26 protein-coding genes and 3 pseudogenes are annotated in these 22,823 nt (G+C 39.7%); 14 read left to right on the top strand and 15 right to left on the bottom strand.

Annotated features, from left to right (window positions below; all coding sequences use genetic code 11):
• Positions 1 to 87 precede the first annotated feature (87 nt).
• Positions 88 to 1,407, bottom strand: a complete 1,320-nt coding sequence (locus tag ACJMKR_RS06870) for a cation:proton antiporter (protein ID WP_423062428.1) — start codon at positions 1,405 to 1,407, stop codon at positions 88 to 90.
• A 3-nt stretch (positions 1,408 to 1,410) separates the two neighbouring features.
• Between ACJMKR_RS06870 and ACJMKR_RS06865 the strand changes: the two genes are divergently transcribed.
• Positions 1,411 to 2,949: a transposase gene (locus tag ACJMKR_RS06865; protein ID WP_423062293.1), complete on the top strand. Its 1,539-nt coding sequence runs from the start codon at positions 1,411 to 1,413 to the stop codon at positions 2,947 to 2,949.
• 53 nt (positions 2,950 to 3,002) lie between these two features.
• Here the strand turns inward: ACJMKR_RS06865 and ACJMKR_RS06860 are convergent, their stop codons facing one another.
• The 6 genes from ACJMKR_RS06860 to ACJMKR_RS06835 form a co-directional block, all read right to left on the bottom strand.
• Positions 3,003 to 3,527: a cation:proton antiporter gene (locus tag ACJMKR_RS06860; protein WP_423062427.1), complete on the bottom strand. Its 525-nt coding sequence runs from the start codon at positions 3,525 to 3,527 to the stop codon at positions 3,003 to 3,005.
• Positions 3,517 to 3,648, bottom strand: coding sequence for a hypothetical protein (locus tag ACJMKR_RS06855; RefSeq protein ID WP_423062426.1), 132 nt, complete (start codon positions 3,646 to 3,648; stop codon positions 3,517 to 3,519). Before ACJMKR_RS06855 ends, ACJMKR_RS06860 begins: the two co-directional genes overlap by 11 nt.
• A 209-nt stretch (positions 3,649 to 3,857) precedes the next feature.
• Positions 3,858 to 3,965 carry a cytochrome bd-I oxidase subunit CydX gene (gene cydX, locus ACJMKR_RS06850; protein WP_423062425.1) on the bottom strand — a complete coding sequence of 36 codons (108 nt, stop codon included), beginning with the start codon at positions 3,963 to 3,965 and terminating at the stop codon, positions 3,858 to 3,860.
• A gap of 15 nt (positions 3,966 to 3,980) precedes the next feature.
• Positions 3,981 to 5,117, bottom strand: a complete 1,137-nt coding sequence (cydB, locus tag ACJMKR_RS06845; RefSeq protein ID WP_423062424.1) for a cytochrome d ubiquinol oxidase subunit II — start codon at positions 5,115 to 5,117, stop codon at positions 3,981 to 3,983.
• On the bottom strand, positions 5,114 to 6,682 hold the full coding sequence (locus ACJMKR_RS06840; RefSeq protein WP_423062423.1) for a cytochrome ubiquinol oxidase subunit I: 1,569 nt from the start codon (positions 6,680 to 6,682) through the stop codon (positions 5,114 to 5,116). The genes cydB and ACJMKR_RS06840 overlap by 4 nt, the downstream gene beginning before the upstream one ends.
• Positions 6,669 to 6,764 (bottom strand): hypothetical protein, encoded by a 96-nt coding sequence (locus ACJMKR_RS06835; protein WP_423064208.1) that lies wholly within the window; start codon positions 6,762 to 6,764, stop codon positions 6,669 to 6,671. Before ACJMKR_RS06835 ends, ACJMKR_RS06840 begins: the two co-directional genes overlap by 14 nt.
• Between ACJMKR_RS06835 and ACJMKR_RS06830 the strand changes: the two genes are divergently transcribed.
• Genes ACJMKR_RS06830 through ACJMKR_RS06820 form a run of 3 tightly spaced genes read left to right on the top strand, consistent with a single transcriptional unit; the run spans position 6,726 to position 8,375 of the window.
• Positions 6,726 to 7,058: a hypothetical protein gene (locus ACJMKR_RS06830; protein WP_423064279.1), complete on the top strand. Its 333-nt coding sequence runs from the start codon at positions 6,726 to 6,728 to the stop codon at positions 7,056 to 7,058. The two genes, ACJMKR_RS06835 and ACJMKR_RS06830, sit on opposite strands and share 39 nt — an antisense overlap.
• A gap of 26 nt (positions 7,059 to 7,084) precedes the next feature.
• Entirely contained in the window at positions 7,085 to 8,074 is a 990-nt protein-coding gene (locus ACJMKR_RS06825; RefSeq protein WP_423062422.1) for a 2-hydroxyacid dehydrogenase, read from the top strand.
• A gap of 4 nt (positions 8,075 to 8,078) precedes the next feature.
• Positions 8,079 to 8,375, top strand: coding sequence for a putative quinol monooxygenase (locus ACJMKR_RS06820; protein ID WP_423062421.1), 297 nt, complete (start codon positions 8,079 to 8,081; stop codon positions 8,373 to 8,375).
• Positions 8,376 to 8,388: 13 nt separating this feature from the next.
• On the opposite strand, the gene ACJMKR_RS06815 is transcribed toward ACJMKR_RS06820, so the two are convergent.
• Positions 8,389 to 9,270, bottom strand: a complete 882-nt coding sequence (locus ACJMKR_RS06815) for a Kdo hydroxylase family protein (RefSeq protein ID WP_423062420.1) — start codon at positions 9,268 to 9,270, stop codon at positions 8,389 to 8,391.
• A gap of 92 nt (positions 9,271 to 9,362) precedes the next feature.
• Here ACJMKR_RS06815 and ACJMKR_RS06810 point away from each other — a divergent pair, with 92 nt between their 5' ends.
• On the top strand, positions 9,363 to 10,247 hold the full coding sequence (locus tag ACJMKR_RS06810) for an aminoglycoside phosphotransferase family protein (RefSeq protein ID WP_423062419.1): 885 nt from the start codon (positions 9,363 to 9,365) through the stop codon (positions 10,245 to 10,247).
• Positions 10,248 to 10,287: 40 nt separating this feature from the next.
• On the opposite strand, the gene ACJMKR_RS06805 is transcribed toward ACJMKR_RS06810, so the two are convergent.
• Complete coding sequence (locus ACJMKR_RS06805) at positions 10,288 to 10,689, bottom strand: nuclear transport factor 2 family protein (RefSeq protein WP_423062418.1); 402 nt, start codon at positions 10,687 to 10,689, stop codon at positions 10,288 to 10,290.
• A 284-nt stretch (positions 10,690 to 10,973) separates the two neighbouring features.
• Here ACJMKR_RS06805 and ACJMKR_RS06800 point away from each other — a divergent pair, with 284 nt between their 5' ends.
• Entirely contained in the window at positions 10,974 to 12,878 is a 1,905-nt protein-coding gene (locus ACJMKR_RS06800; protein WP_423062417.1) for a heavy metal translocating P-type ATPase, read from the top strand.
• Positions 12,879 to 13,013: 135 nt separating this feature from the next.
• Here the strand turns inward: ACJMKR_RS06800 and ACJMKR_RS06795 are convergent, their stop codons facing one another.
• Together ACJMKR_RS06795 and ACJMKR_RS06790 are read right to left on the bottom strand one after the other, a co-directional pair.
• Positions 13,014 to 13,199 carry an Hsp33 family molecular chaperone HslO gene (locus ACJMKR_RS06795; RefSeq protein WP_423062416.1) on the bottom strand — a complete coding sequence of 62 codons (186 nt, stop codon included), beginning with the start codon at positions 13,197 to 13,199 and terminating at the stop codon, positions 13,014 to 13,016.
• 156 nt (positions 13,200 to 13,355) lie between these two features.
• Positions 13,356 to 14,090, bottom strand: a complete 735-nt coding sequence (locus tag ACJMKR_RS06790; RefSeq protein WP_423064207.1) for an Hsp33 family molecular chaperone HslO — start codon at positions 14,088 to 14,090, stop codon at positions 13,356 to 13,358.
• Positions 14,091 to 14,613: 523 nt separating this feature from the next.
• Here ACJMKR_RS06790 and ACJMKR_RS06785 point away from each other — a divergent pair.
• Positions 14,614 to 15,381, top strand: coding sequence for a DUF2799 domain-containing protein (locus ACJMKR_RS06785; RefSeq protein WP_423062415.1), 768 nt, complete (start codon positions 14,614 to 14,616; stop codon positions 15,379 to 15,381).
• 188 nt (positions 15,382 to 15,569) lie between these two features.
• On the top strand, positions 15,570 to 16,922 hold the full coding sequence (locus ACJMKR_RS06780) for an FAD-dependent monooxygenase (protein ID WP_423062414.1): 1,353 nt from the start codon (positions 15,570 to 15,572) through the stop codon (positions 16,920 to 16,922).
• On the opposite strand, the gene ACJMKR_RS06775 is transcribed toward ACJMKR_RS06780, so the two are convergent.
• Entirely contained in the window at positions 16,899 to 17,792 is an 894-nt protein-coding gene (locus ACJMKR_RS06775; protein ID WP_423062298.1) for an IS982 family transposase, read from the bottom strand. The two genes, ACJMKR_RS06780 and ACJMKR_RS06775, sit on opposite strands and share 24 nt — an antisense overlap.
• Before the next feature lie 33 nt (positions 17,793 to 17,825).
• On the opposite strand from ACJMKR_RS06775, the gene ACJMKR_RS06770 reads away from it, so the two are divergent.
• A complete protein-coding gene (locus ACJMKR_RS06770) occupies positions 17,826 to 18,125 on the top strand; it encodes a hypothetical protein (protein ID WP_423062413.1) in 300 nt (99 codons plus the stop codon).
• 110 nt (positions 18,126 to 18,235) lie between these two features.
• On the opposite strand, the gene ACJMKR_RS06765 is transcribed toward ACJMKR_RS06770, so the two are convergent.
• A complete protein-coding gene (locus ACJMKR_RS06765) occupies positions 18,236 to 19,030 on the bottom strand; it encodes a hypothetical protein (protein WP_423062412.1) in 795 nt (264 codons plus the stop codon).
• Positions 19,031 to 19,289: 259 nt separating this feature from the next.
• Between ACJMKR_RS06765 and ACJMKR_RS06760 the strand changes: the two genes are divergently transcribed.
• The 4 genes from ACJMKR_RS06760 to ACJMKR_RS06745 all read left to right on the top strand — a co-directional run bounded on the left by ACJMKR_RS06760 (position 19,290) and on the right by ACJMKR_RS06745 (position 21,170).
• Positions 19,290 to 19,490, top strand: a complete 201-nt coding sequence (locus tag ACJMKR_RS06760; protein WP_423062411.1) for a hypothetical protein — start codon at positions 19,290 to 19,292, stop codon at positions 19,488 to 19,490.
• 326 nt (positions 19,491 to 19,816) lie between these two features.
• Positions 19,817 to 20,077 (top strand): DUF3800 domain-containing protein, encoded by a 261-nt coding sequence (locus ACJMKR_RS06755; protein ID WP_423062410.1) that lies wholly within the window; start codon positions 19,817 to 19,819, stop codon positions 20,075 to 20,077.
• On the top strand, positions 20,065 to 20,448 hold the full coding sequence (locus tag ACJMKR_RS06750) for a DUF3800 domain-containing protein (RefSeq protein WP_423064206.1): 384 nt from the start codon (positions 20,065 to 20,067) through the stop codon (positions 20,446 to 20,448). Before ACJMKR_RS06755 ends, ACJMKR_RS06750 begins: the two co-directional genes overlap by 13 nt.
• Before the next feature lie 398 nt (positions 20,449 to 20,846).
• Positions 20,847 to 21,170 (top strand): helix-turn-helix domain-containing protein, encoded by a 324-nt coding sequence (locus ACJMKR_RS06745; RefSeq protein WP_423062409.1) that lies wholly within the window; start codon positions 20,847 to 20,849, stop codon positions 21,168 to 21,170.
• Between the two features lie 35 nt (positions 21,171 to 21,205).
• Here the strand turns inward: ACJMKR_RS06745 and ACJMKR_RS06740 are convergent.
• Positions 21,206 to 21,301, bottom strand: a pseudogene (locus tag ACJMKR_RS06740) (IS3 family transposase); the annotation flags it as partial.
• A gap of 91 nt (positions 21,302 to 21,392) precedes the next feature.
• On the opposite strand from ACJMKR_RS06740, the pseudogene ACJMKR_RS06735 reads away from it, so the two are divergent.
• Positions 21,393 to 22,511 (top strand): annotated as a pseudogene (locus ACJMKR_RS06735) (IS481 family transposase).
• A 75-nt stretch (positions 22,512 to 22,586) separates the two neighbouring features.
• Here ACJMKR_RS06735 and ACJMKR_RS06730 read toward each other — a convergent pair.
• A pseudogene (locus ACJMKR_RS06730) lies at positions 22,587 to 22,730 on the bottom strand (transposase); the annotation flags it as partial.
• Between the last annotated feature and the right edge of the window lie 93 nt (positions 22,731 to 22,823).

The raw sequence follows: 22,823 nt of genomic DNA, 5'->3' as shown, positions 1-22,823 counted from the left end.
ATCATTATAAATCAATAAGTTATCAAAATTAATTAAATTTTTTGATAAAAAAGTGCGTATTGCTACGTAAGGATAGGCAAATATAACTCAGGATTTGAGTAATTTCGACAACAATTCGTTGTGCTGGCTGATTTGGCTTAGCAATTCTTGGATGTTGTCGTCAGGGATATCGAGGATAGTGAGTAAATGATACGCCATGATTAGGCTACTTTCAGTGGTCTCGGGGATCACAATAGTGGCCCCAAACGATTGCAGCTTTTTAACGTCAGCTTCGTCATGACTGCGTACCAAAATGGGTAGGGAGGGTGTGATTTTGCGGATGTGGGTAAGACACTTGATAGTGAAGTTCATATTATCTAGACAGATAACCACTGCGCGGGCGTTTTCTGAATCGACAATTTTGATGATTCCTGGGTAAGTGGCTTCTCCGTAGATAACCGGGTCACCATTCAGTCGTGCTTGATGGACGTGACTAGGATTATGGTCAACGATGAGATGCTCAATTTTCTCTTGTCTGAGTATTTTTGCAACGTTTCTGCCTACTCGGCCATAACCAAATATCACAATGGGATTTTGAAGTTTAGAGAGAGCTTCTGTGATATCGACTTTCGATTTTTCGTGTTCTTTACGATAGTGTTTGGGTAATAGGAGCTGAGTAATTTTTTTATTATGTTGAATAATAAAAGGAGAGATTATCATACTCAATAAAAGTGCGCTTAATATGACTTGTCCGTACTCTTGTGATATTAAATGAGTTTGTAACGCTAAAAATAGAATAACGATACCAAATTCACCGCCTTGCGCTAAAACCAAGCTTGTACGAATGGCTGTGGGTGTGTCATTTTGACAAGCGCGTGACAAAATAAATATTAATACTGCCTTTCCAATCAATAAGGCGATGAGTAGTAATACTATCCATAACCAAGTATGAGCCCATGTGGGAATATTTAATAACATACCCACCGATACAAAAAAAAGTACAAGGAGTACATCGCGAAAGGGTCTCGTTTCTACTTCGATTTGATGCCGAAATTCTGTTTCTGCTAACATGATTCCGGCCAAGAAGGCGCCTAAAGCATAGGATAGTCCGAGTGCATTGGTTAACACCGCAGCGGCAATCGCAATTAATAAAACCGTTAATGTGAATAATTCAAGGGCTCGCGTCATAGCGATTAAATTAAAAATAGGGCGGAACAGCCATCGGCCCAACGCTAATATAATTCCAAGCGCGATTAATCCTTTTAAAAGCCCCCATCCGAGTACGGTGAGTAAAGGTTCGGTGGTTTGTCCTGTTAGTTGGACTTTGGATAAATTTATAAAAATAATTAAAAATTGCTTGACATAGAAACCGAAAAAAAATTTTACGTTGTAAACAACGTTTGTTCGAAAAAATAAAATAAGGAACAAACGATGTTAGCGACAGAAAAACTAAAACAATTCCGTACATTCCTCTACAACATCTTCCCCGCGCGACGCGATGCCAATATGAATTTACTCGATGCCCTTTCAAGCCATGGCCATCGCTGCAAAACACCCATAGAATTATGTGAATCGCCATACTTTGAACGTGAATACAGTAGTATTACCGATGCGATTAGCGATGGTTTGTCGGTAGCAAATTGTTGGGATAGCATGATGAAAATACAATATGAACATGTGAGTCATAGCGATGACCGTGTGATCATTATTGCGGATACGACACCACAGTCGCGTCAAAGTGCACACTGTGTTGAAGATCGCCATGTGGTTTACAGCCCTAATCCAGCACCGGGTAACAAACCGATTACCATTGGACATGAATATTCAACGGTATCACTATTGCCCAATGATGGTGCAGCTCAAGAAAAGCATTGGTTAGTTCCACTGGATACGAGGCGCGTTAAAAGCGATGAAAAAGGCAATGTAGTTGGGATGCAGCAAATTAACCGTTGTATTGCAGACTTAGCGCTTACTCATAAATTGGTGGTTAGCGTGGCTGATTCAAAATATGGTACAGAAGCTTGCCGTAAACTGGTTAGCGAAAATCCCAATTGGGTACATCTTTTCCGTTTTAACAGTACCCGTAATGTTTTCGCGCCCGCATCAATAGAAGATAATACCTCAGGAAGTATAAAACGCTATGGTGATGCGATGAAACTAAACGACAGCACGACTCACCGTGAATCCGATGAGATTGTGCAGCAACCCATTACAACCCGCAGTGGCAAAACTTACCAATTGGAGATTAAAATATGGCGTGACCAATTACTGCGTGGTTCAAAGCAATTTAAAGGATATGAGCATCCTGTTACTGTTGTGCAATTGGTTGCGGTTGATGCTAACGGTAAATCTTTATATAAAAATCCACTCTGGTTAGGACTCGCTGGTGAACGACGTAATGAAATCACAGCATTAGAAGCGTATCACTATTACGATAGACGCTATGACATTGAACACTACTTTCGTTTTGGTAAAGACAAACTGTTATTTGACCGATACCAAACACCGGATGTTAAGCACGAAGAAGATTGGTGGCGGATGACAGCATTAGCGTATACGCAACTTTATCTAGCGAGGAATCTTGCCCCGATTTTACCGAAAAAATGGGAGCGGTATTTGCCGAGCTTCCAAGTGGATAACGAAAAACCATCAATAACTGCGACCCCTTCACAAACGCAACGGGGTTTTTCTACGGTGCTTGATACCGTTGGCACGCCTGCTAATCTCTGCAAACCACGCGGTAATCCGCAAGGCAGAACCAAAGGTGATACGCAGGGGAAACGCACGCGACATCCTGCTATTTTCAAAAATAGCAACTCAAAAATTAAAACGATTCAGAGGACTGAAGAAAAGACGCAAAACTCAGACCCTGAAAAAATAGAGGATTTGATTGGGATAGTAAAATCATGGTTGGATAAAATAAATTTTACACCTGAGCAATTCTACGAATTGCTGCAAAAAACAGGTTAAGATTTAGAAACTCACATTTTTTGATTATTGTCCTAACTGGCAAGGGATTTTATTTATCCAAAGTCCAATGTTAGGGTGGAAATAAGAATAATAAAAGGAATGACCGCTAAGTCTTGAAATAGTAATACGCTGAATGCATTGTGTCCGTGTTTCCAGTGAAGTTCGCCTTGATCGTCGAGTTGTTTTACTACCATGGCAGTTGATGACATGGCAGCAATACCCCCAACGATGAGCGCTGCGTCTACAGTCATTTTTAAGGAAAGACCGATAAGCGTCGTGATAATCGTAGTTAAAACGACTTGAAACCCACCTAATATAAATACCGGTATTTTAAGCCGCCAAATTTCACTGAGTGAGAACTTCAACCCAATGGTAAACATCAGCAACACGATACCAAATTCAGCGAATTTGTTGATGATGGTTAAATCGGGCAACCAGCCGAGTGCATAGGGGCCCACAACAGCACCGACGACAATATAACCAAGTATCACAGGGAGTTTTAAGAGTCGAAAAAGAACAGCAATGGCCAGAACCAAGCTAAAGACGATTAATAAGCTCGTTATGATGTTAAAGTGCATTTCCGTTGCTACTTACCTTCGATGCGCGCCATGGAGAGCGAAGCGAAGGCGCGTATTCCGCGGTAGGCTCGGATTTTTTGCCGAGCGTAAGCGACTGCAAAAAATCTTTACGAGCCGTCAAGTCATTTGAGAGCCCGTGCGTAGTCGAGCCGTGAGGTCGCGGAGCGCGGGCGACGAGGACGTCCGTGGCTATTTAAGTTGTCGCGTATTGCGAGTCGATTATTGACAGGGATGGCAATAATCTATCACGAGCATCGCGACACGCTTGTTCTCAAAACTAAACGCTCTCAAATGAATTTCAATTACGTGCTAACTGAAAATTCTCCAGGATTAAATTTCGCTATTGTCTTTGTCTCTCGCTAATTCAAACCAGAGCGCATTTAATACTGCAAATGTACAGGCTAGGCCTAAACCTAAAATCCATGAAAAATACCACATCGTTTCTACCTCGTATTAATAAGCTGAACCTTTATCTTTTTCAATATGGCTTGCGGTGACTTTGCCACGCAACACACGATATACCCAAGCTGTATAGATTAAAATTATAGGCAAGAAGATGCAGGCGCTCACAAACATAATTGACAAAGATAATTGACTTGCTGATGCATCCCAAACCAATAAACTCGATCCTGGGTTGCTGGATGAAGGCAAAATAAACGGGAACATGCTTAAACCCACGGTGCTGATGATGCCGAATATTCCTAAGCTGCTAAAAATAATAGCAAGCTTCGATAGTACTCGAGAAAACAGTAATGCACCAAATGGCCCAACAACACCTAAAATAGGAGCTATCCAAAGAACAGGGTGATCCATAAAGTTCGCTAACCAAACACCCACCTGCTTTGACACCATTTTATTAATTGGGTTTGACAGTCCATCATGATTAATTGCTTGAGTAATGACATAACCTTTTATGCCAAAGGCAATCCAAACGCCGCCTGCAACAAAAAGAAGAATGGTTATAAGCGCTGCAATTCGGGTGCTTGCAATAGCGCGCTGATGAATGTCGCCTTCTGTTTTTATAGATAGATAAACAGCACCTTGCATTAAAATCATAGCCACACTGGTTAGGCCACATAAGATAGCAAAGGGATTAAATAAGGCAAAAAAGGAGCCTGTGTAAAATCCTCTTAATGAGCTGTCATAGTGGAAAGGGACGCCTTGCAATACATTGCCGACCGCCACACCAAACGTTAATGCTGCAACGATCCCGCTGAGGCACAAAATCCAATCCCATGTGCTGCGCCAGCGTGGGCTTTCTAATTTACTACGATACTTGAATCCTGCGGGTCGTAATATGAGTGTCGCAAGCGCTAAAAGAATAGCAAAATAAAAACCAGAGAATGTAATGGCATATAAATAGGGCCATGCAGCGAAAAACACACCACCGCCTAAAATAAACCACACTTGGTTGCCTTCCCAGACTGGGCCGACCGTATTGATGACGACACGACGTTCGATATCAGTTTTAGCTACAAACGGCAATAAACCGGCGGCGCCTAAATCAAATCCATCCATCACGGCAAAACCGATGAGAATGACACCCATTAAAACCCACCAAATAACTCGTAATGTGGCGTATTCAATCATAGTGCGTTCTCCGTTTTATTTTCTATGGTGTGAGTATATTTCGCTGTCATACCATCGGGACCCAAACGAATATATTTAATCATTAAATAAATCTCGATAACAGCGAGGACTGTATAAAAGAGTCCGAAGCCTGTTAACGAAATAACGAGATCGTGAGTTTGCAGTGAAGAAGTGCCTAAGAAAGTGGGCAAAACACCTTCCACGACCCAAGGTTGTCGACCGTGTTCCGCGACAAACCATCCACTTTCCGCCGCAATCCACGGGAGCGGTAAACTCCATAAAGCTGCGTACAAATACCAGCGCTTTTCTAAAATGCGTTTGGCTGATAAATAAAAGCCGACGGCAAATAATAAAATGAAAAAGAATCCGCACGCGACCATCACACGAAAAGTCCAAAACAAAGTGGCAACGCTATCAGGGACGGTATCCCATGCAGCCTTGTCGATTTCTGCTGGTGTCGCTTTTGCTGGATCATCGGTGTATTTCTTTAATAAAAGGCCATAACCTAATTCATTGGAGTAGCGCGTTAAAATCACTTTGTCAGTAATGTCGTTCGGGTTTTTGCGCAGTGCCATCAGAGCAGCATAGGCATGCATACCTTGCATGATGCGTTCTTTGTTGCGGGCGACTAACTCATCGATGCCCGGTAAAACTTGGTGAAACGAACGAGTTGCAATAATACCCAACACATAAGGAACATGAATGCGATAACGGGTAATGTGTTGTGACTGATCGGGAATGCCGAATAAATTAAAAGGGGCAGGTGCAGGCTCAGTTTTCCACATCCCTTCGATCGAGGCGAGCTTCATTTTTTGCATCTCGTTGGCTAAATAACCACTTTCATCACCGAGTACGACAACGGACAGTGCAGAGGCGAGCCCAAAGGAAACAGCAATCGTCATCGAGCGTTTGGCAAATTCAGTATTACGTTTTCGCAATAGAAAAAATGCACTGATCGCTAAAACGAAAATAGAGCCAGTGACATAACCTGCGCTGATGGTGTGAACGAATTTAGCTTGGGCGACAGGGTTAAAAAGGATTTCTTTAAAATTTGAAACTTCCATGCGCATGGTGTTGAAATCAAAATGCGCGCCCACCGGATAATTCATCCAGCCATTTGCAATTAAAATCCATAATGCTGAAAGGCTAGATCCCAGTGCCACTAACCATGTAACGATTAGGTGACCGAGCCTCGATAATCGGTCCCAGCCAAAGAAAAATAATCCGATAAATGTGGCTTCTAAAAAGAATGCCATCAAACCTTCAATTGCTAAGGGAGCACCAAAAATATCGCCGACGTATTGAGAGTAGTAAGCCCAATTGGTGCCGAATTGGAACTCCATGGTAATGCCCGTGGCCACGCCCATGGCGAAGTTGATGCCAAACAAGATGCCCCAATATTTCGTCATTTGTTTCCAAATCTCGCGCCCAGTCATGATGTAAACCGTCTCCATGATAGCGACGATGACGGACAAACCGAGTGTGAGTGGAACGAAAATAAAATGATACATAGCAGTCATGCCGAACTGCCAACGCGATAAAATGACTACATCATGAGGGGTCATTGGTGTCTCCAAGAATATGTTGTTGCATCGATTGCGTGGTTAGATGATCCTGCACCGGGTTAGAAAAACAAAAAAACCAGATAATAAAAATAGCGATGAGCTTAATGATAACGATGATCACAATTTCTCTACGAAGTGTAAAAGTGCCTTTACGGAAAAAATTTATCATTTCATCCTCATCATCAATGAGATCGCGATCGGTAATGTTACTGACATTATCATATCAGCCAGGAGTGATTTCGCAATCGTTGTGATCAATTTTTTAATAGGTCGGATTGCGGAACTCAAAGTCCTTGCTGGTCAAATTTTTGCCAGCATAAGGCTCTATGCTCGGGATTATACCGCTTTCGGAGCTAATAGTCTTGTCGTATACTAGCTTTGAAAATTCAATGGGATAGATACATGAAAGTTGCTATTTTTAGTGTTCAGTCGTATGAACGACCCTTTTTTGAAAAAGCCAACCACTCGCAGCATGAGCTAGTGTTTATTGAAGAACCGTTATCTTTATCGACCGTTTCACACGCGCAGTCCTGTGAGGCAGTGTGTTGCTTCGTCCTCGATGATTTAAATGCGGATGTCTTGAAAGCATTAGCCAAAGAACGAGTCAAGCTCGTGGCTTTACGATCAGCCGGATACGACCATGTAGATTTAAAAGCGACAGATGCGCTTGGCCTCACCGTGGTTAATGTGCCGGAATATTCACCGCCTGCGGTTGCTGAATTTGCAGTTGCGCTCATTTTAACGTTGAGCCGTAAACTTCGACAATCGTTTCAACGTGTGGCAGAGCAAGATTTTTCATTAACGAAAGATATCTTGGGTTTTAATTTGCATGAGAAAATCGTTGGTGTTGTTGGTACGGGTCGTATTGGTTGTGCGTTTGCAAGTATTATGCATGGCTTTGGTTGCGATTTATTGGGCTATGATCCTTATCCCAATGACGATTGTAAAAAACTAGGCATGACTTATGTGTCGCTCGATGAATTATTAAATAAGTCAGATATCATCAGCTTAAACTGTTTGTTGAATGAGAAAACTTTTCATATGATTGATGAAGAGGCCCTGTCAAAAACAAAAAAAGGTGCGATGTTAATTAATACAGGAAGAGGTGGATTAGTGGACACAGCGGCACTGATAAAATCATTGGAAAATGATCATTTGGGTTATGCTGGTTTGGATGTATATGAAAAAGAAAAGGGTTTGTTTTTCGTGAATCATACAGGAAAAATTATTCAGGACGAACAGTTTGTAAAATTAGAAAATTTATCCACCGTGGTAATAACACCACATGAAGCCTTTTTTACCGAAGAAGCGGTGGCAAATATTACGAAGATGACTATTGAAAATTTAAGCGCTTTTGAGCAAGGGCATGTTATTAATCAAATAAGGAGCTAAAATTATGAGCCAATTTACCATTATGGTTGCAGGAATTGCTAATGCTGGGATGGAAGATTATGTTAAAGATTATTTGAAACGAATGATGGAACATTCACGACGTGATAAAGGCTGCGTTATTTATAACGTGCATCAATCCACCCATGATCCTCGTGAATTTACCATGTATTCTGTTTGGAAAAATAAAGAGGCTTTTGAGGCGCATAATAAAAGACCCGAGGTCAAAGAATTTAAAGAAAAGCTATCGCATGAAATGTTTGACGAACAGTCTCCCAAAACCTATTGGCAAATTTTGGAGTGAAGTTTCTTAGTGTTTAAAGCAAGGATCGTTGCAGATAATGTTCAAGCTGTTTTAAGGGCGCCCATTCAGGGTGAAATTGAGCATGAGCCGGCACATAAAAAGTTTGTTCAAGTAGATGCTGACCAGACAGTGCGGCATGAGAAACTAAGTCAGTAAATACGATCCAAGTAGTATTTGCTGGGAAATCCATTCTTTCTTGGATAGCATTTTGTTGATAGTTGTTATCTTTTTTCATTTTATGATGAATGTTTAGCATGTAATGATCGTAGAGCGTGCGTTTTTGTTTCGTAATGCCAAATAAATTCATCATGCCATGAGAGCCTGGAAAGGGCGAATTAATTTGTGGTGCAAAACGTTTCATGACAGCGCTGAAAGATTCACCCAAATGCCACTGCCGTGGTTTATTCTCGGGATTAATATTGCTGAACAAACGCAAAATGCGCTCGCCTTTCATCGGCATCGAGGGAAAAGCATCGACGTGTAACAACGTGTCATCTTTTCGAAAAGAAGTTTGCCGGCCGTGAATTTCTGCTGGGCGAAAGCTGGTTCGACCAATACGCATTGCATTACTATAATGCGGAAAAAGATGACGCATCAATTGCTCTGCCTTAACGGAAAAGTCACACATTAATTTTTCTAGTGATTTTGACTTCGGTATATTTTGCTTGATGCCTTTTAATGTTTGATTAGCTGGATTGTAACTAATGTTTTTTTTACCCGCTGCAAGATATTCGGGATTCAGAAAATGCTGGTCCGCTGGGGAAATTGTGAAACTCAACTCTGGTAAATAAATTACTTGGCCCTTTTCAAGATCTGCAAGAAGCGCTTGTTTTGTTGAGTCATCAACGAAGGGTGCCCAATTAGAAATATCGTATTGAGAGATAAGTGACATCATGTAAGTCCTTTTATGTAATACCCATGAATTTTGTGACATTATAAAGATTTGTTAGACACCTGACTAGCTTAAAGCATTAAGCTGGAGTGGGTATGAATACTATTTTTCAGCGTACCGTCGTCAATACATGGGGTAGGGCAGGCCAAGTTTGGTTGAGCCGCTTGCCTATGTTTATTGAAGAGCTATCCTCTCATTGGCAGTTGGATGATATTCAGCCTGTTAAAAATATGAGCTATCATTACGTGGCGTTAGCAAGGCAGGCGTCTCAAACACCCGTCGTATTGAAAATCGGTTGCGATCCTCAACTTACTTTTGATGAATATTGCGCATTGAAACATTTTGATGGGCAGGGTGCTGTGCGGATTCTTGATATCAATAAAAAATATAATGCATTGTTGCTTGAACGTGCTATTCCTGGCGACACGCTTAAGGCATTGTATCCAGATAATCTCGATGTTGTTATCGATGCTTATGCTAAGCTAGTAAAAATGCTCGAACGCCCTTTGGGAAATAGATCTGGTTATACGCACGTAAATCAGTGGTGTCAGTCTATCGATAGAATTGAAGACTCGCGAGTTGAATATTGTTTCATTGAAAAAGCACAAAGCATACGATCACTTTTGTTAGCCTCATCTCAGCATGAGTATCTTTGTCATGGTGATTTGCACTTGGACAATGTGCTTCAACATAAAGATGAGTGGCTCGCTATCGATCCAAAAGGTATTATCGGTGAGCGTGCTTTTGAAGCCGCTGCCTTTGATATTATTGCTGAAAATGAAATGCAAAATTTGCAAGCAATGCCAAGTAAAATAATAAATCGAATCTCACAGCTAGCGGTTGCACTGGATTTGCCTGTTGATCGATTATTACAGTGGACGTTTTTGCGCGTCATGATCTCGGCACAATGGTTTATAGAAGATGATGGTGACCCCAGTAAGATGTTATTATTAGCAAAATGCCTTTACAGCAATTTTTAATATTTTTCGGAAGCAACTCTGTTTAAAAGCAGCTAATGAACTAATCAGAAACAAGTCTTTTTCTATCCCAATCAAAAGCAGCCTTAGTCATACGATATTCATGAATATGGATAATTTTGTTATCTAAAAATTTGATGAGGCTAATTCCCGATAAAGGATATGTGGTGTTATTTGAAATACATTCAAATTCCCATTCAATAAATGCTGTAGTTTCATGATGACAGAAATAGTATGAAGTTAAGTCCCATTTTAAAATTTTACTATCTGCCGCCAACCAAAAATCAAACCATGATTTAATATCATTAAGACCGTGATAAATAGGCCCGTGAGATTCAATTACAGTACACTGATTATGTAAGCTTGAAGCAATTAAGTTAAAATCATTATTTTTCCAACTGGATATATAATCTTTTATTAGGGATAATGCTTCTTGACTGTTCAAACTAACTCTCCAAAAAACGTAATCTTTTTTTTTCTATAAAATTTAAACTTATGACCTTACTAAGATTGAGTATAAGATACTAGTTTTCAAGTTTAAATAGGATTCCGCCCATACCATGTACCTTGCATATTGCTTATAAACAAGTCGATTTCCAGTAACACTCAATCGGTGTGTTTAAATTATGATCAGATTCGACAGAGCCGTATATCTCAAAAGTAGAAAAAATATTCTATTTTATACTATGATTAAGGGGCTTGAGATAAGATCAATCAACGGCTGTAAAAATGAGTATCAACAATAATAAACTGCAAAGCTTAACACCATATTTGCCTAATTTAACTATTTTTAAATGGCAACTAACTATTGCTACACTTTCGGTGATCGCTATTATTTTATATGTGCTATTGTGGTTTTTCTATCGACCGGCTGCTGCAATTCCTTTGATAGCAATGATTATCATAGGCGGAATTCCTCTATTTTTACAGATTTTATTTAAACTTTTGAAAGGTAACTGGGGAGCAGATTCCTTGGCTGCCATTGCGTTGGTTACCGCATTTATTTTACATGAATATCTTGCAGGGACCATTATTGTTCTCATGCTTGCAGGTGGTCAGGCATTAGAAGCTTATGCCGTACGAAAAGCGTCTTCAGTCTTGCTTGCGTTAGCAGAGCGAATGCCTTCGGTTGCACACCGGAAAACTAAAGGAAATCTTGAAGATATTCCGTTGCAAGACATTCGCCCCGGTGATGAAATTGTTATTTATCCACACGAAACTTGTCCGGTTGATGGTATTGTTATTGAAGGGCGAAGCTCGATGGATGAATCGTACTTAACGGGTGAACCTTATCAAATTTCTAAAGCACCTGGCACGTTAGTCTTATCCGGCGCAATCAATGGCGCCTCTGTATTAACTATAAAAGCAAATAAACTAGCTTCGGATTCGCGTTATGCAGCGATTGTACAAGTGTTAGAGGAAGCAGAACAAAAACGCCCGAAAATAAGGCGTTTGGGTGATCAAATTGGTGCGGTTTTTGCGCCTATAGCATTATTGCTCGCATTTGCAACGTGGTATTTTACAAGTGATGCCGTTCGCTTTCTTGCTGTGCTCGTTATTGCAACGCCTTGTCCGTTACTCATTGCGATTCCAATCACATTAATTAGTGCTATTTCTATGGCTGCTCGTCAAGCAATTATTATTAAAGACCCTACCGTTTTAGAACGATTACCCACTTGTCGCACGGCTATTTTTGATAAAACAGGTACATTGACTTACGGCAAACCCACTTTAACCGAAATCATATCGGCAAATGGTTTTGATGCTAACGGCGTATTACAACTGACGGCTAGTTTGGAGCGCTATTCAAAGCATCCACTCGCATCTGCGATTTTAAAAGCTGCTGAATCAAAGCACTTAGATTTGCTGGATGCCACGGACATTTCAGAAAAGCCAGGGCAGGGGTTAAAAGGGAATATTGATAAAAATACAATTCACGTGACTCATCGTAAAAGTATATTAGAAACTCATCCCGAATGGTCTTCGCTACTTCCTGCTGTGTCAGTTGGTTTAGAATGTATGATTGTGATTAATGAAAAATATGCAGCAACACTTCGATTTCGTGATATTCCTCGAAGAGAAAGCTCTTCGTTTGTCGGGCATCTTGGCCCCTATCATCAATTTAAAAAAATAATGTTGGTATCGGGTGATCGTTTATCCGAAGTGGAATATTTAGCAAAACAGCTTAATTTAACAGAAATACGTGCCTCTCAAAGCCCCGAACAAAAACTTGATATTGTGCTTGCCGAAAGTAAAAAAGCCGCGACATTATTTATGGGAGATGGCGTCAATGATGCACCAGCGCTCGGAGCCGCCACGGTTGGTGTTGCTTTTGGGCAATCCAGTAATGTAACTGCCGCCGCAGCAGGTGCTGTGATCATGGAAAACACTTTAAAAAAAGTGGACGTATTAATTCATTTAAGCTTAATCACACGAAAAATCGCATTGCAAAGTGCTGTGGGTGGCATGATATTGAGTGTTATTGGTATGGGATTTGCTGCAGCGGGATTTATATCACCCGTTGCTGGCGCCATACTTCAAGAAGTGATCGACATTCTGGCTATTCTCAACGCGCTTCGCTTGGCATGGGGAAGGCGTATTGAGATTGATCTTCCGGTGCCACATTTGCATTAACTTTCGTAACTTTTTGATTTTTTGAGAAAAAGAAAAGAAAGTTAGTGCAAACACGGTACGTACTTATTAGAGAATTTTTATACTTTTATATCAATGAAATAGAAAAGTTAGTGCAAATGTGGCACTGCGACAACTTTAGTGAATGGTATCATCAGAAAAAATAGATGATACCGCATTACGATCGAATCCATACTGGTTATTACAATATTCACACGTTACCCATATTTCGGGATTAGTGTTAAGTATAAGATCCGCTTCCTTTTTACCCATGGTGAAGATAGCATTTTCCATTTTTTTTAAACTACAACTGCATTTAAACATTAATGGTTCTGGTTCAAATAAATGAATATCCTGATTAGGAAAGCAAGCGTGTCGCGATGCTCGTGATAGATTATTGCCATCCCTGTCAATAATCGACTCGCAATACGCGACAACTTAAATAGCCGCGGACGTCCTCGTCGCCCGCGCTCCGCGACCTCACGGCTCGACTACGCACGGGCTCTCAAATGACTTGACGGCTCGTAAAGATTTTTTGCAGTCGCTTACGCTCGGCAAAAAATCCGAGCCTACCGCGGAATACGCGCCTTCGCTTCGCTCTCCATGGCGCGCATCGGTTGTTTTTAGAAATGTAACGTTGTCGGATTCAGTTAATTTCTTTACATTAAAATCTTTCATATGTGACATGAGTGATTGCCACTGTAATTCACGGTCAATATTCTCATTTTCAGGCATCATTTGTAACAACATTCCAGTGGCAGAATCATCAGAAACAGTTAAGTAACACTTGGTGAGGAGCTGTTCTGATTGTACAAAATAGTGTGTCATAGCAGTTGAAATATCTTTGTTATACAAAGGAACAATACTTTGATACGGTTTTTCTTGGCCTTTTTGAAAAATAGTGATGACTAGCTCGCCATTTTCTAATCCAGATATTAAATCATTTTTTTTTGCATCGGGCTGCCATTTTGCTAATCCTCGAATATGACCTTGATCATTTATTTGAGCTACTAACATTTTTATTGCACCATCACTTTGGAATTGTATGATCATGCGACCCTTTAATTTTATCATTGGCAACAATAAACTGGCTGTTAGTAAGGTTTCCCCAAGTAGCTTTTGAATTTGTTTTGGATAAGGATGCTGCGAGACTATTGTTTTTATGCTTTCATTTAGGTGAGCAATTACACCGCGCACGTTAAAGGCTTCGATCATGAATTTTTGCACTGTATCTTGATTGCTTTCTTTCATATATCTGCCTCATGGTAAAGATTGTTATTTTTAGCACTATAGTGCGCCCATGAAATGCATAGAATCGTACATAGGTTTGAATATAAGTCAAGTTAAGGCAACGATTAACCCCTTACTCTCTAAAGCACACGTGTGATGGCTTTAATTGCGGAGCATTAACGGATAGTGCTGATGCAGGCGCCTACTGATGTACGTTAAAACAATGACTTACAACAAGGAGGCAGTGAGGTCGTGACGATTTGTCACGGACTGAAACTGTCCACTGCAGACACCGAAGGTATTTTCCGCAGTATCCAATCTATCCCATCACCCAAAGCTGAACCCTTCAAGCGTTGGCTAGCGAGCCCTCACTTCGTGGTATTCACTTCAGAGGATCGGCAAACGCCATTCTCAAAGAATACCTTAAAGACTAAACCTTGCCTCGATCACAGTTTTTCATTATGATCCGACTGGGTTTTAATCTGTTTTTTAGAGGTAAAGCATTAATATGGGAATTAAAAAATATTCTATAGCTTTAGTTTTTTTAGGGACTTTTGGTCTATCGGCCTGCGTTCCTCACTTGACCCAACAGCAATGCCAAAGCATGAATTGGTACCAACTGGGTTACGAAGATGGTAATCAGGGTAAATTACAGCGTGATTTATCGCGCGATATAAAAGATTGTGCGCGGTTTCAATTGACAGTAAATACTTTACAATACCGTAACGGGTGGGCAGCAGGGGTGCGTCAATTTTGCCGTCCGCAAACGGCTTACCAATTGGGTACAAACGGTTCTTCGTACAACAATATTTGTCCAGCGGATTTAGCAGGGGCGTTTAATCGTGCTTATAAACGAGGATTAAGAAAATTTTGTGTTCCAAATACAGGTTATAATATTGGCCGCGCTGGTCAACCCATGCCAGGATTTTGTGCACCGGATCAAGTCAATGCATTCCGCAATGCTTATTTAGCAGGACTTCGTGTGCACAACACGATTGGGGATATCAAAGGCCAAATAAACAATCTGAATGGACAAATTGGTGATTTGAATAACCGGATTCAAAATCGAAGGCATGATATTGAAAGAATTAATCGCAAACTGGTGCGTAATACCAATCCCCAAGGGAAACCCTATACACCGGCTGAGCGTGAATTACTGTTAATAAATATCCAGCAAGACCGACGAGATATCCGACGGTTTAGGAATCAAATTTCTGACATACAAGAGCAAATTAATCATTTACAGCTTAGATTAAATAGAGTGGAATCTTCGTAATACCTGTGCCACATTTGCACTAACTTTTCCAACTTTTTGATTTTTTGAAAAAAAGCAAAGAAAGTTGGTGCAAATACGGTACGTACTTATTAGAGAATTTTTATACTTTTATATCAATGAAATAGAAAAGTTAGTGCAAATGTGGCACAATATTCCACGCTGCCACCTTCGTCGATGGAACAATCAAAATGTCTAAAACTAAACTGGTTCTTATTTGCGGAGCTGGGCCATGTGGGCTTACCGCGTCTTATGTTTTAAATCAATTTGGCATACCCAATATTGTTGTTGAAAAACACGCAACTACCTCTACTCATCCAAAAGCGCGTGGTGTAAATGTCCGAACAATGGGGTTTATGAATAATTGGGGGCTCGAAGAAAAAATTCGAAAGCACGAGCTTTCAGCAAAATCACGCAAGCTACTATGGATGGATGAAATTCGAGGTAAAGTGTTTGGAGAGGTTGCTCTTAAGGAAGAACATTTTAAACATAGCCCAACTATAGGATGCTCTGTTCCACAAAATTTTATTGAAGACGCGCTAGTAGAATCACTGTCTTCGTCAAAATACAGTGACCTGCGTTTTTCAACGGAATTACTTGATTTTGAGCAGCAAGGTGATCAGATCGCATGTCGTCTTCTAAATAAAAAAAATAATAAAGAATCTCTTGTTATGTGCGACTATTTGATTGCAGCAGATGGTGCACACAGTCAGATTCGCGAAACACTAAACATTCAAATGCAAGGTGTCCCGTCATTAGGAACTTATTTAACTATTTATGCCCATGCAAATTTATCGCCATGGCTTGGTGATAAACCTGCTGTCGTTTATTCATTTACAGGAAAAAACCAAGTGGGGCGCTTTTTAATGGCTGTGGATCATAAAGATAAATGGATTTTTGGTCAGCGACTTTTAGATAATAATACACCCATAACAGAAGATTATTGTAAATCCATCATTAAATCATTTGTCGATGGAGCTGATATCAATATTCAATTAATTAGTGAGTCTACCTGGGAAATGGCAGCAGTAAATGCTACACAATATCGTCAAGGGCGTATTTTTCTTGTTGGCGATGCAGCACATCGAATGCCACCCACAGGGGGGATGGGTATGAATACAGGCTTTGCTGACGCACAAAATTTAGCGTGGAAGTTGGCTTATGTGTTAAAGGGTTATGCTGATGAATCCTTGCTGGATACGTATGAAACCGAGCGTCAGCCTGTGGCGACCTTTACATTGGAATGGTCTGGGCATAATGCACGACGCATGTTTAAAATGCATGAAGCGTATCACGATGGCGATATGGAGTTATTTAACGAATTAATGCAAGATCAAGACCGTCACCTGAATCATCCGGGGCTAGATTTAGGTATGGTGTATCGATCGGATGCGATTTATGCTGACAATCAAGCAGCCGTTGAAATTGATCCCAATGTGTATACGCCTTCTTCCATGCCTGGTATGCGTGCGCCCCATTGCGACATTTTAATAGACGGTAAAAAGGTATCTATTTTAACCTCAGTTCTGGATAACTGCGTATAAATTATTCTTTATATTGTTGGTTTTTATTCCTGGTTTGTTTGGTCGCCAAGAATAGGCAATTAGCGCTGCAAGGGTATTGACTAAAAAATTAATCGGACTACGATGACGCGAATGCTCAACATGATACAAGTTTTTCAACTGATCGATAATCGTTTCTACGATGCCACGTTGTTTTAGGAAAAACTTTTCAAATGCAGAAAGCATTTTGTTCTTCATATTTTTACGGACTTTTGTCACAAATTTTAAATCGTGTTTTGCCAAATCGTCCGCAAGATCTTTTCCAAGATACCCTTTATCGCCAGCGCCCAACCCCTTTAAATTAGCCATTAATTTTCTAACAACAGCGCGATCATCCACGTTCCCTTTCGTTAAACAAAAACGGATTAATTCCCCTTGATGATTAATCACAATATGTAGTTTAAAGCCGTAAACCCAGCCCATTGTGCTTTTACTGCGTTTAGCAATGCCTTTGAAAACCTTGTTTCGATAAATTCGTTTATTGTGGCATACGCGTAGTGTAGTTGAGTCAATATAATACAATCCCGTGTGTTTGCCCTTTCTCGAAAGCAAATAGGCGGCGAGCATCATTAGCGCTGCTGATTGGCAGGCGACAAAACGTGTGTAACTCAGCGCCGTAGGAAAATACTTCTTCATGTCTTGTAAAACACATCCACAATAAAAATCCTTAAATGTGCGATAGTGACTCATTTGAAACAACACAATGATGGTGCCAATTTCAGACAAGCTCATTTGCATCGCTCGATCTCGTTTTCTGTCTGGGTTCGGTAGCAAATACTTTGATTGACCTTTCAAATAATCCTTGCAAAAATCATCCATATCACAAAAAATCTCCGTGACCGGTGCCAACATGATTAACTCCTGTTACATTATTTAGCTGTAATTTTGGAGCTAAATTTTAGCGGTTCCGGTCTTTTTTTCAATTATTTCATTCACTTATTCCTTTTCTTATACAGAACTCAGGTTATTTTAAGCTTATATCAACAGAACTATGTGCTTTTATTATCTGAAAAGGGGACGATAGACCGAGAAGCATTACCTATTCCTCAAACCTATCCATTAAAAATATACAGACATAAAGTGGATTTTGATGATATCAATCATGATTACATCGATAATTATAATGCTAAACAGTTCCAAGCAATCCTAGTGCGTCCTGATGGGCATATCGCATGGCGGAGTTGATGTAATACCTGTGCCACATTTGCACTAACTTTTCTATTTCATTGATATAAAAGTATAAAAATTCTCTAATAAGTACGTACCGTATTTGCACCAACTTTCTTTGCTTTTTTTCAAAAAATCAAAAAGTTAAAAAAGTTAATGCAAATGTGGCACGTGCGCAGCATATAACAACGAAATGCTCGAAGCTGCTCAACATTCGATTCACTATGAAAGGCCGAATTACGTGATTTACTCAGCGATGAAACAAGTTGTCTCATACGATTTAATCCAATTTCTAATGTATCAAGAAATGAACGTCTTCGAGTCTCATCAATATTCATACCCTTACGATCTAAAAAGGGTAAAAATACTATTTCTGGCGGAGTCTTACCACGGGATCTCTTCTGATTTATAGCAGTAATAGCGGCATGGGAGAATTCATTTCTAAGTATTTTTGCAAATTGAAAATCATCTAGAGAATGAGGCAAATTCGCGCCATGAGAAAATAAGACTTGATTATCCTTCGCGCGATACAAACCCATGCTAGGTCTTTCTTTATCACCCATGTTACTCCAAGCCTCAGGTGGAACAATAATTAACGTGAGCACTGTTCCAGTAAAATTACGCAACAGTAATTCTAATATCTTAGGATTTGGAGTAATGTATTCAAGTGTTCGTATTAACATCTTCTTGTAACCAAGAATCAACCCTGTTTCAGAAATAACTTGCCCAGGATATTCATCGTCAATAGCAACACGATCGATAAGATCTTGTACTAATCCAATCGGTAAACCAACACTGTCCAAATTAGTAGTGTCTGCCAACCAACCGCCTTGATTGCCTGTATCCATAGCTTCTGATGATAATTCTATATCTTCACTTTCAACTTCAATCTGTTCATTCTGCAGAAAATAATAAAGAATCAAACCACCTAATGCTGCTAACGTAGCTGACAGGTACCAAAATTTTTTTTGCTTGTTTGAATTGTTTTTTTATATCCTTCCCTGGACATAAGAGTTTTATCCTAAAATTTCAATTTAATAAAAGATAGGTGTTATGGCGAATTTTAGCAAGAAATATTTTTTTAAAAATTAATGCTGAATATTTTTAAAACTTTAAGCAGTCTTTAAGAGCATCTCGCAGAAAATCGTTTTAAAAAGATTCTACATAATTATTTGAAAAAAAATGGCCAGAAGCATAAATGAGAACCGACGCGTACATAAATGCAGAGGCGCCGGTCGTATTAACGGTAACTATGGTGCAGAGACTATGTTTTGTCAATGTGAAGAAATTGCTGATTTATTTGGCAAAGGTCGCTCAACCATTGCAGCGCATATCCAAAACATCCTGAAAGAGGGTGAGCTTGTTGAAAGTGACGCAGCGTAATGAACTTAAACAAATGATGCCTGCATTGGTCGCTAAATACCGCGAGGACTTATAAAATGAAAGAACAGTCCCTAGGCGATGAGTTAGTAAGTGCCATTAAAGAAGCCCTCGAAAGTAAGCTAAGTAGGAAGCGTGTTCGACCTCATTTGGATCGTGGGGATGCTTTTAAGCGTTTTGGCATGTCTCCCCAGAAGTCTGTCGAACCTTCGCGGAAATAGTAAAAAACGTAACTGATAAGCTGAGGGAAATCAAACTAAATAATACTCCTATGTTATAGATTTTCATAAAAATCACGCTATGATTATAGCTTACAAATAGGAGCTAACATGTTTATTTTCCTTGATGAATCGGGTGATTTAGGGTTTAATTTTCATTTAAAGAAACCTTCCGAAAAATTTGTAGTAACATTACTAGCTTGCGATGATTTTCCAACTCGAAAAAAAATAGTTCACGCTGTAAAAAGAACTTTGAAAAATAAAATTAAAAATAAATCAATTAATGAAATTAAAGGAACACGTAGTAGTCTTGCTCAAAAAAATACCTATATAACCAGTTACCCAGAGAGGGTTGGAGGATTTATACAGTAGTCCTTAAAAAACGTCGTGTTTATACATATCTAGGAAATGAAAAAAGTCGGCTTTATAATTTTTTAGCTCGCTTCATTATTGAAAAAATTGATTTTTCGAAAGTTAATCATTCTATTCACTTTATTATCGATAAGAGTAAAGGAAAGAAAGAAATTCAATGTTTTAATGCTTACCTAGTACAACACTTAAAGGCAAAGATACCTTTGAAAGCAAAACTCGATATTCAACATGAACACTCACACGATTTTCACGGCTTGCAAGTTGTGGATAGCTTTTCGTGGGGTATTTTCAGGAAATATGAGCGTAATGATACTGCCTGGTATGACTGTTTCAAGCAGCAAATTCATTTTGAAACAGAGTACTTGAGATAAAAAAGACGGACCCTCGTACTCGTAATGTCTTAAGGCTATGGCCAACATCAGATGGGAACACCTCAAGCGAGTAGGTAGGAATTACCCGTCTTGACCAATTATACATGGTTTTAGTTGATGAGTACAAATTATAACCCTTGACAAGTAATATAACTAATTATAACCTATATCTACTTAGACTATCAACAGTAGGAAACAGGCCAATAAACTTTGCAACAGTTTGAAGGGAAGGCTTGAATTACAACAGCCTCCCGGAACACAAGCTTAGACATTAAGCCACTAAAAGGCTCAGAGTATTATTGATTGCGTGCAGAACAATGGCAAATAATCTTTGACAAGGATGATGATGTCAAAATCATCCCGATTGAAAAAATAAAACCGCGGGGAGACGTATACAAATGAGACAAGCTAACTTACAAATTATTAAATCTGTTGATGGGGAGCCAGAATATGTGCTTTTGCCTATTTCCATTTATACAATTTTGCGTGATGCTATTAAAAAAGAACTTAAAAAAATAGAAAAACATAAAAAATATGTTTCCTTTGATGTTGCTGATTACGTCGATAACCCCATTGCGCTAGCGCGAATTAATGCAGGTATAACCCAAGAACAGCTAGCAAAACGAATGAATGTAACACAAGCTTACATTAGCAAAGTTGAATCACAGAAAAAAGTTACGGCTACATTGTTGCAGAAAGTAAAGATAGCACTAAAAAAATAGCGGGATGATCTAGCTCCGCTTTCACGGACACGTTACTAAGAGGCCATTTTTACTTCAAACGATTCAGGACTTAAAAAGCCAAGCGTCGAATGAAGACGTTTACGATTGTAATACACCTCGATGTATTCAAATGTAAACCTTCAGACTTGATCTGACACTCCTGGTCAGTTAGAGTAAAATTTAATTGACCAACCTTAAACAACCAACACGAGGAGTGTCATTATGACCAGTGTATCCGAAAAGATTATCAAACCGAAATTAGGTTTACTAGAGCTGTCTAAACAATTGGGAAATGTTTCACAAGCCTGCAAGGTTATGGGTTATTCACGCGACAGTTTTTACCGTTTCAAAACACTTTATGAAAATGGTGGCGAAGAAGCACTCCATGATATGAGTAAGAAGAAACCGAATGAAAAAAATAGAGTGCCGCTACATGTAGAAGAAGCGGTAATTGCTTTGGCTATTGAAAACCCAGCGTTAGGTCAGGCACGTGCGGCCAATGAATTACTGGCGCGAGGCATTATCGTATCGAGCAGCGGAGTTCGTTCGGTGTGGCTACGTAATGATCTAGAGACTTTTAAGAAGCGACTAAAAGCGCTTGAAGCGAAATCGGCGCAAGACGGTATGTTATTAACGGAAGAACAATGACAAGCATTAGAAAAATCAAAACGAGAAAAAGAAGCGCACGGCGAGATTGAAACAGAACACCCAGGTTATTTAGGTTCTCAGGATACGTATTATGTTGGCACGATGAAGGGCGTTGGCCGTATTTATGAGCAGACTTTTGTCGATACCTATAGCAGAATCGCTTTTGCGAAGTTATACACGGAGAAAACAGCGATGACGGCAGCTCATTTATTAAATGAACGTGTATTGCCATGGTTTAATGAGCAAGGTATCCGATTGCTGCGTATGCTCACGGATCGCGGGACGGAATATTGTGGAAAAATTGAGAACCACGCCTATCAACTTTATTTAGCAGTTGAAGACATTGACCATTCGAAAACACGCGCACGTTCTCCGCAGACCAATGGTATTTGTGAACGTTTTCATAAAACGATTAAACAAGAATTTTATGATGTTGCTTTTCGAAAAAAAATATATCGTTCCCTAGAAGAATTACAACAAGACGTTGATGCGTGGATCAAAACATATAATGAGGTCAGGCCCCATTCCGGCGAGCGTTGTTATGGAAAAACACCCATGCAAACTTTTCTTGATGCAAAGCATTTGGCACAAGAAAAAGAATTAGATAAACTATGTAAAACTATTCCAAGCGTGTCGGCAGATGAATTGAATAAGGCGCACAGTAATCACGACACGCAACTGGTAGAGGAGTAATTAGAATCCGATCTATCGGACAGAAAATATGTCCGATAAATCTCAACTGTCAGATCAAGTCGAGAGTTCTACAGAATAAATAGCTTTTAAGTCAGCGGCCACTTCTTTTTTCTTTTTCCAACCCACATAGCGCAATGAATTCCGCACCATGTGTACAATGCAAAGCTGTACTTGAGTGTTAGGATACACAGCGCCAATCGCATCAGGAAAGCCCGTTAGGGGACTGTTTATTAGTTTGTGTAAATCGCGTCAGTCAGAATTATGAATCAGCCATTGTGTTAACTGATTTTTTAATTTTATCAAAAACTACAT

Source organism: Candidiatus Paracoxiella cheracis (assembly GCF_049348705.1).
GTDB lineage: Bacteria > Pseudomonadota > Gammaproteobacteria > Coxiellales > Coxiellaceae > Paracoxiella > Paracoxiella cheracis.
Note: the sequence above shows the minus strand (reverse complement) of the source record. Positions and strands in the feature narration are given on the sequence as shown.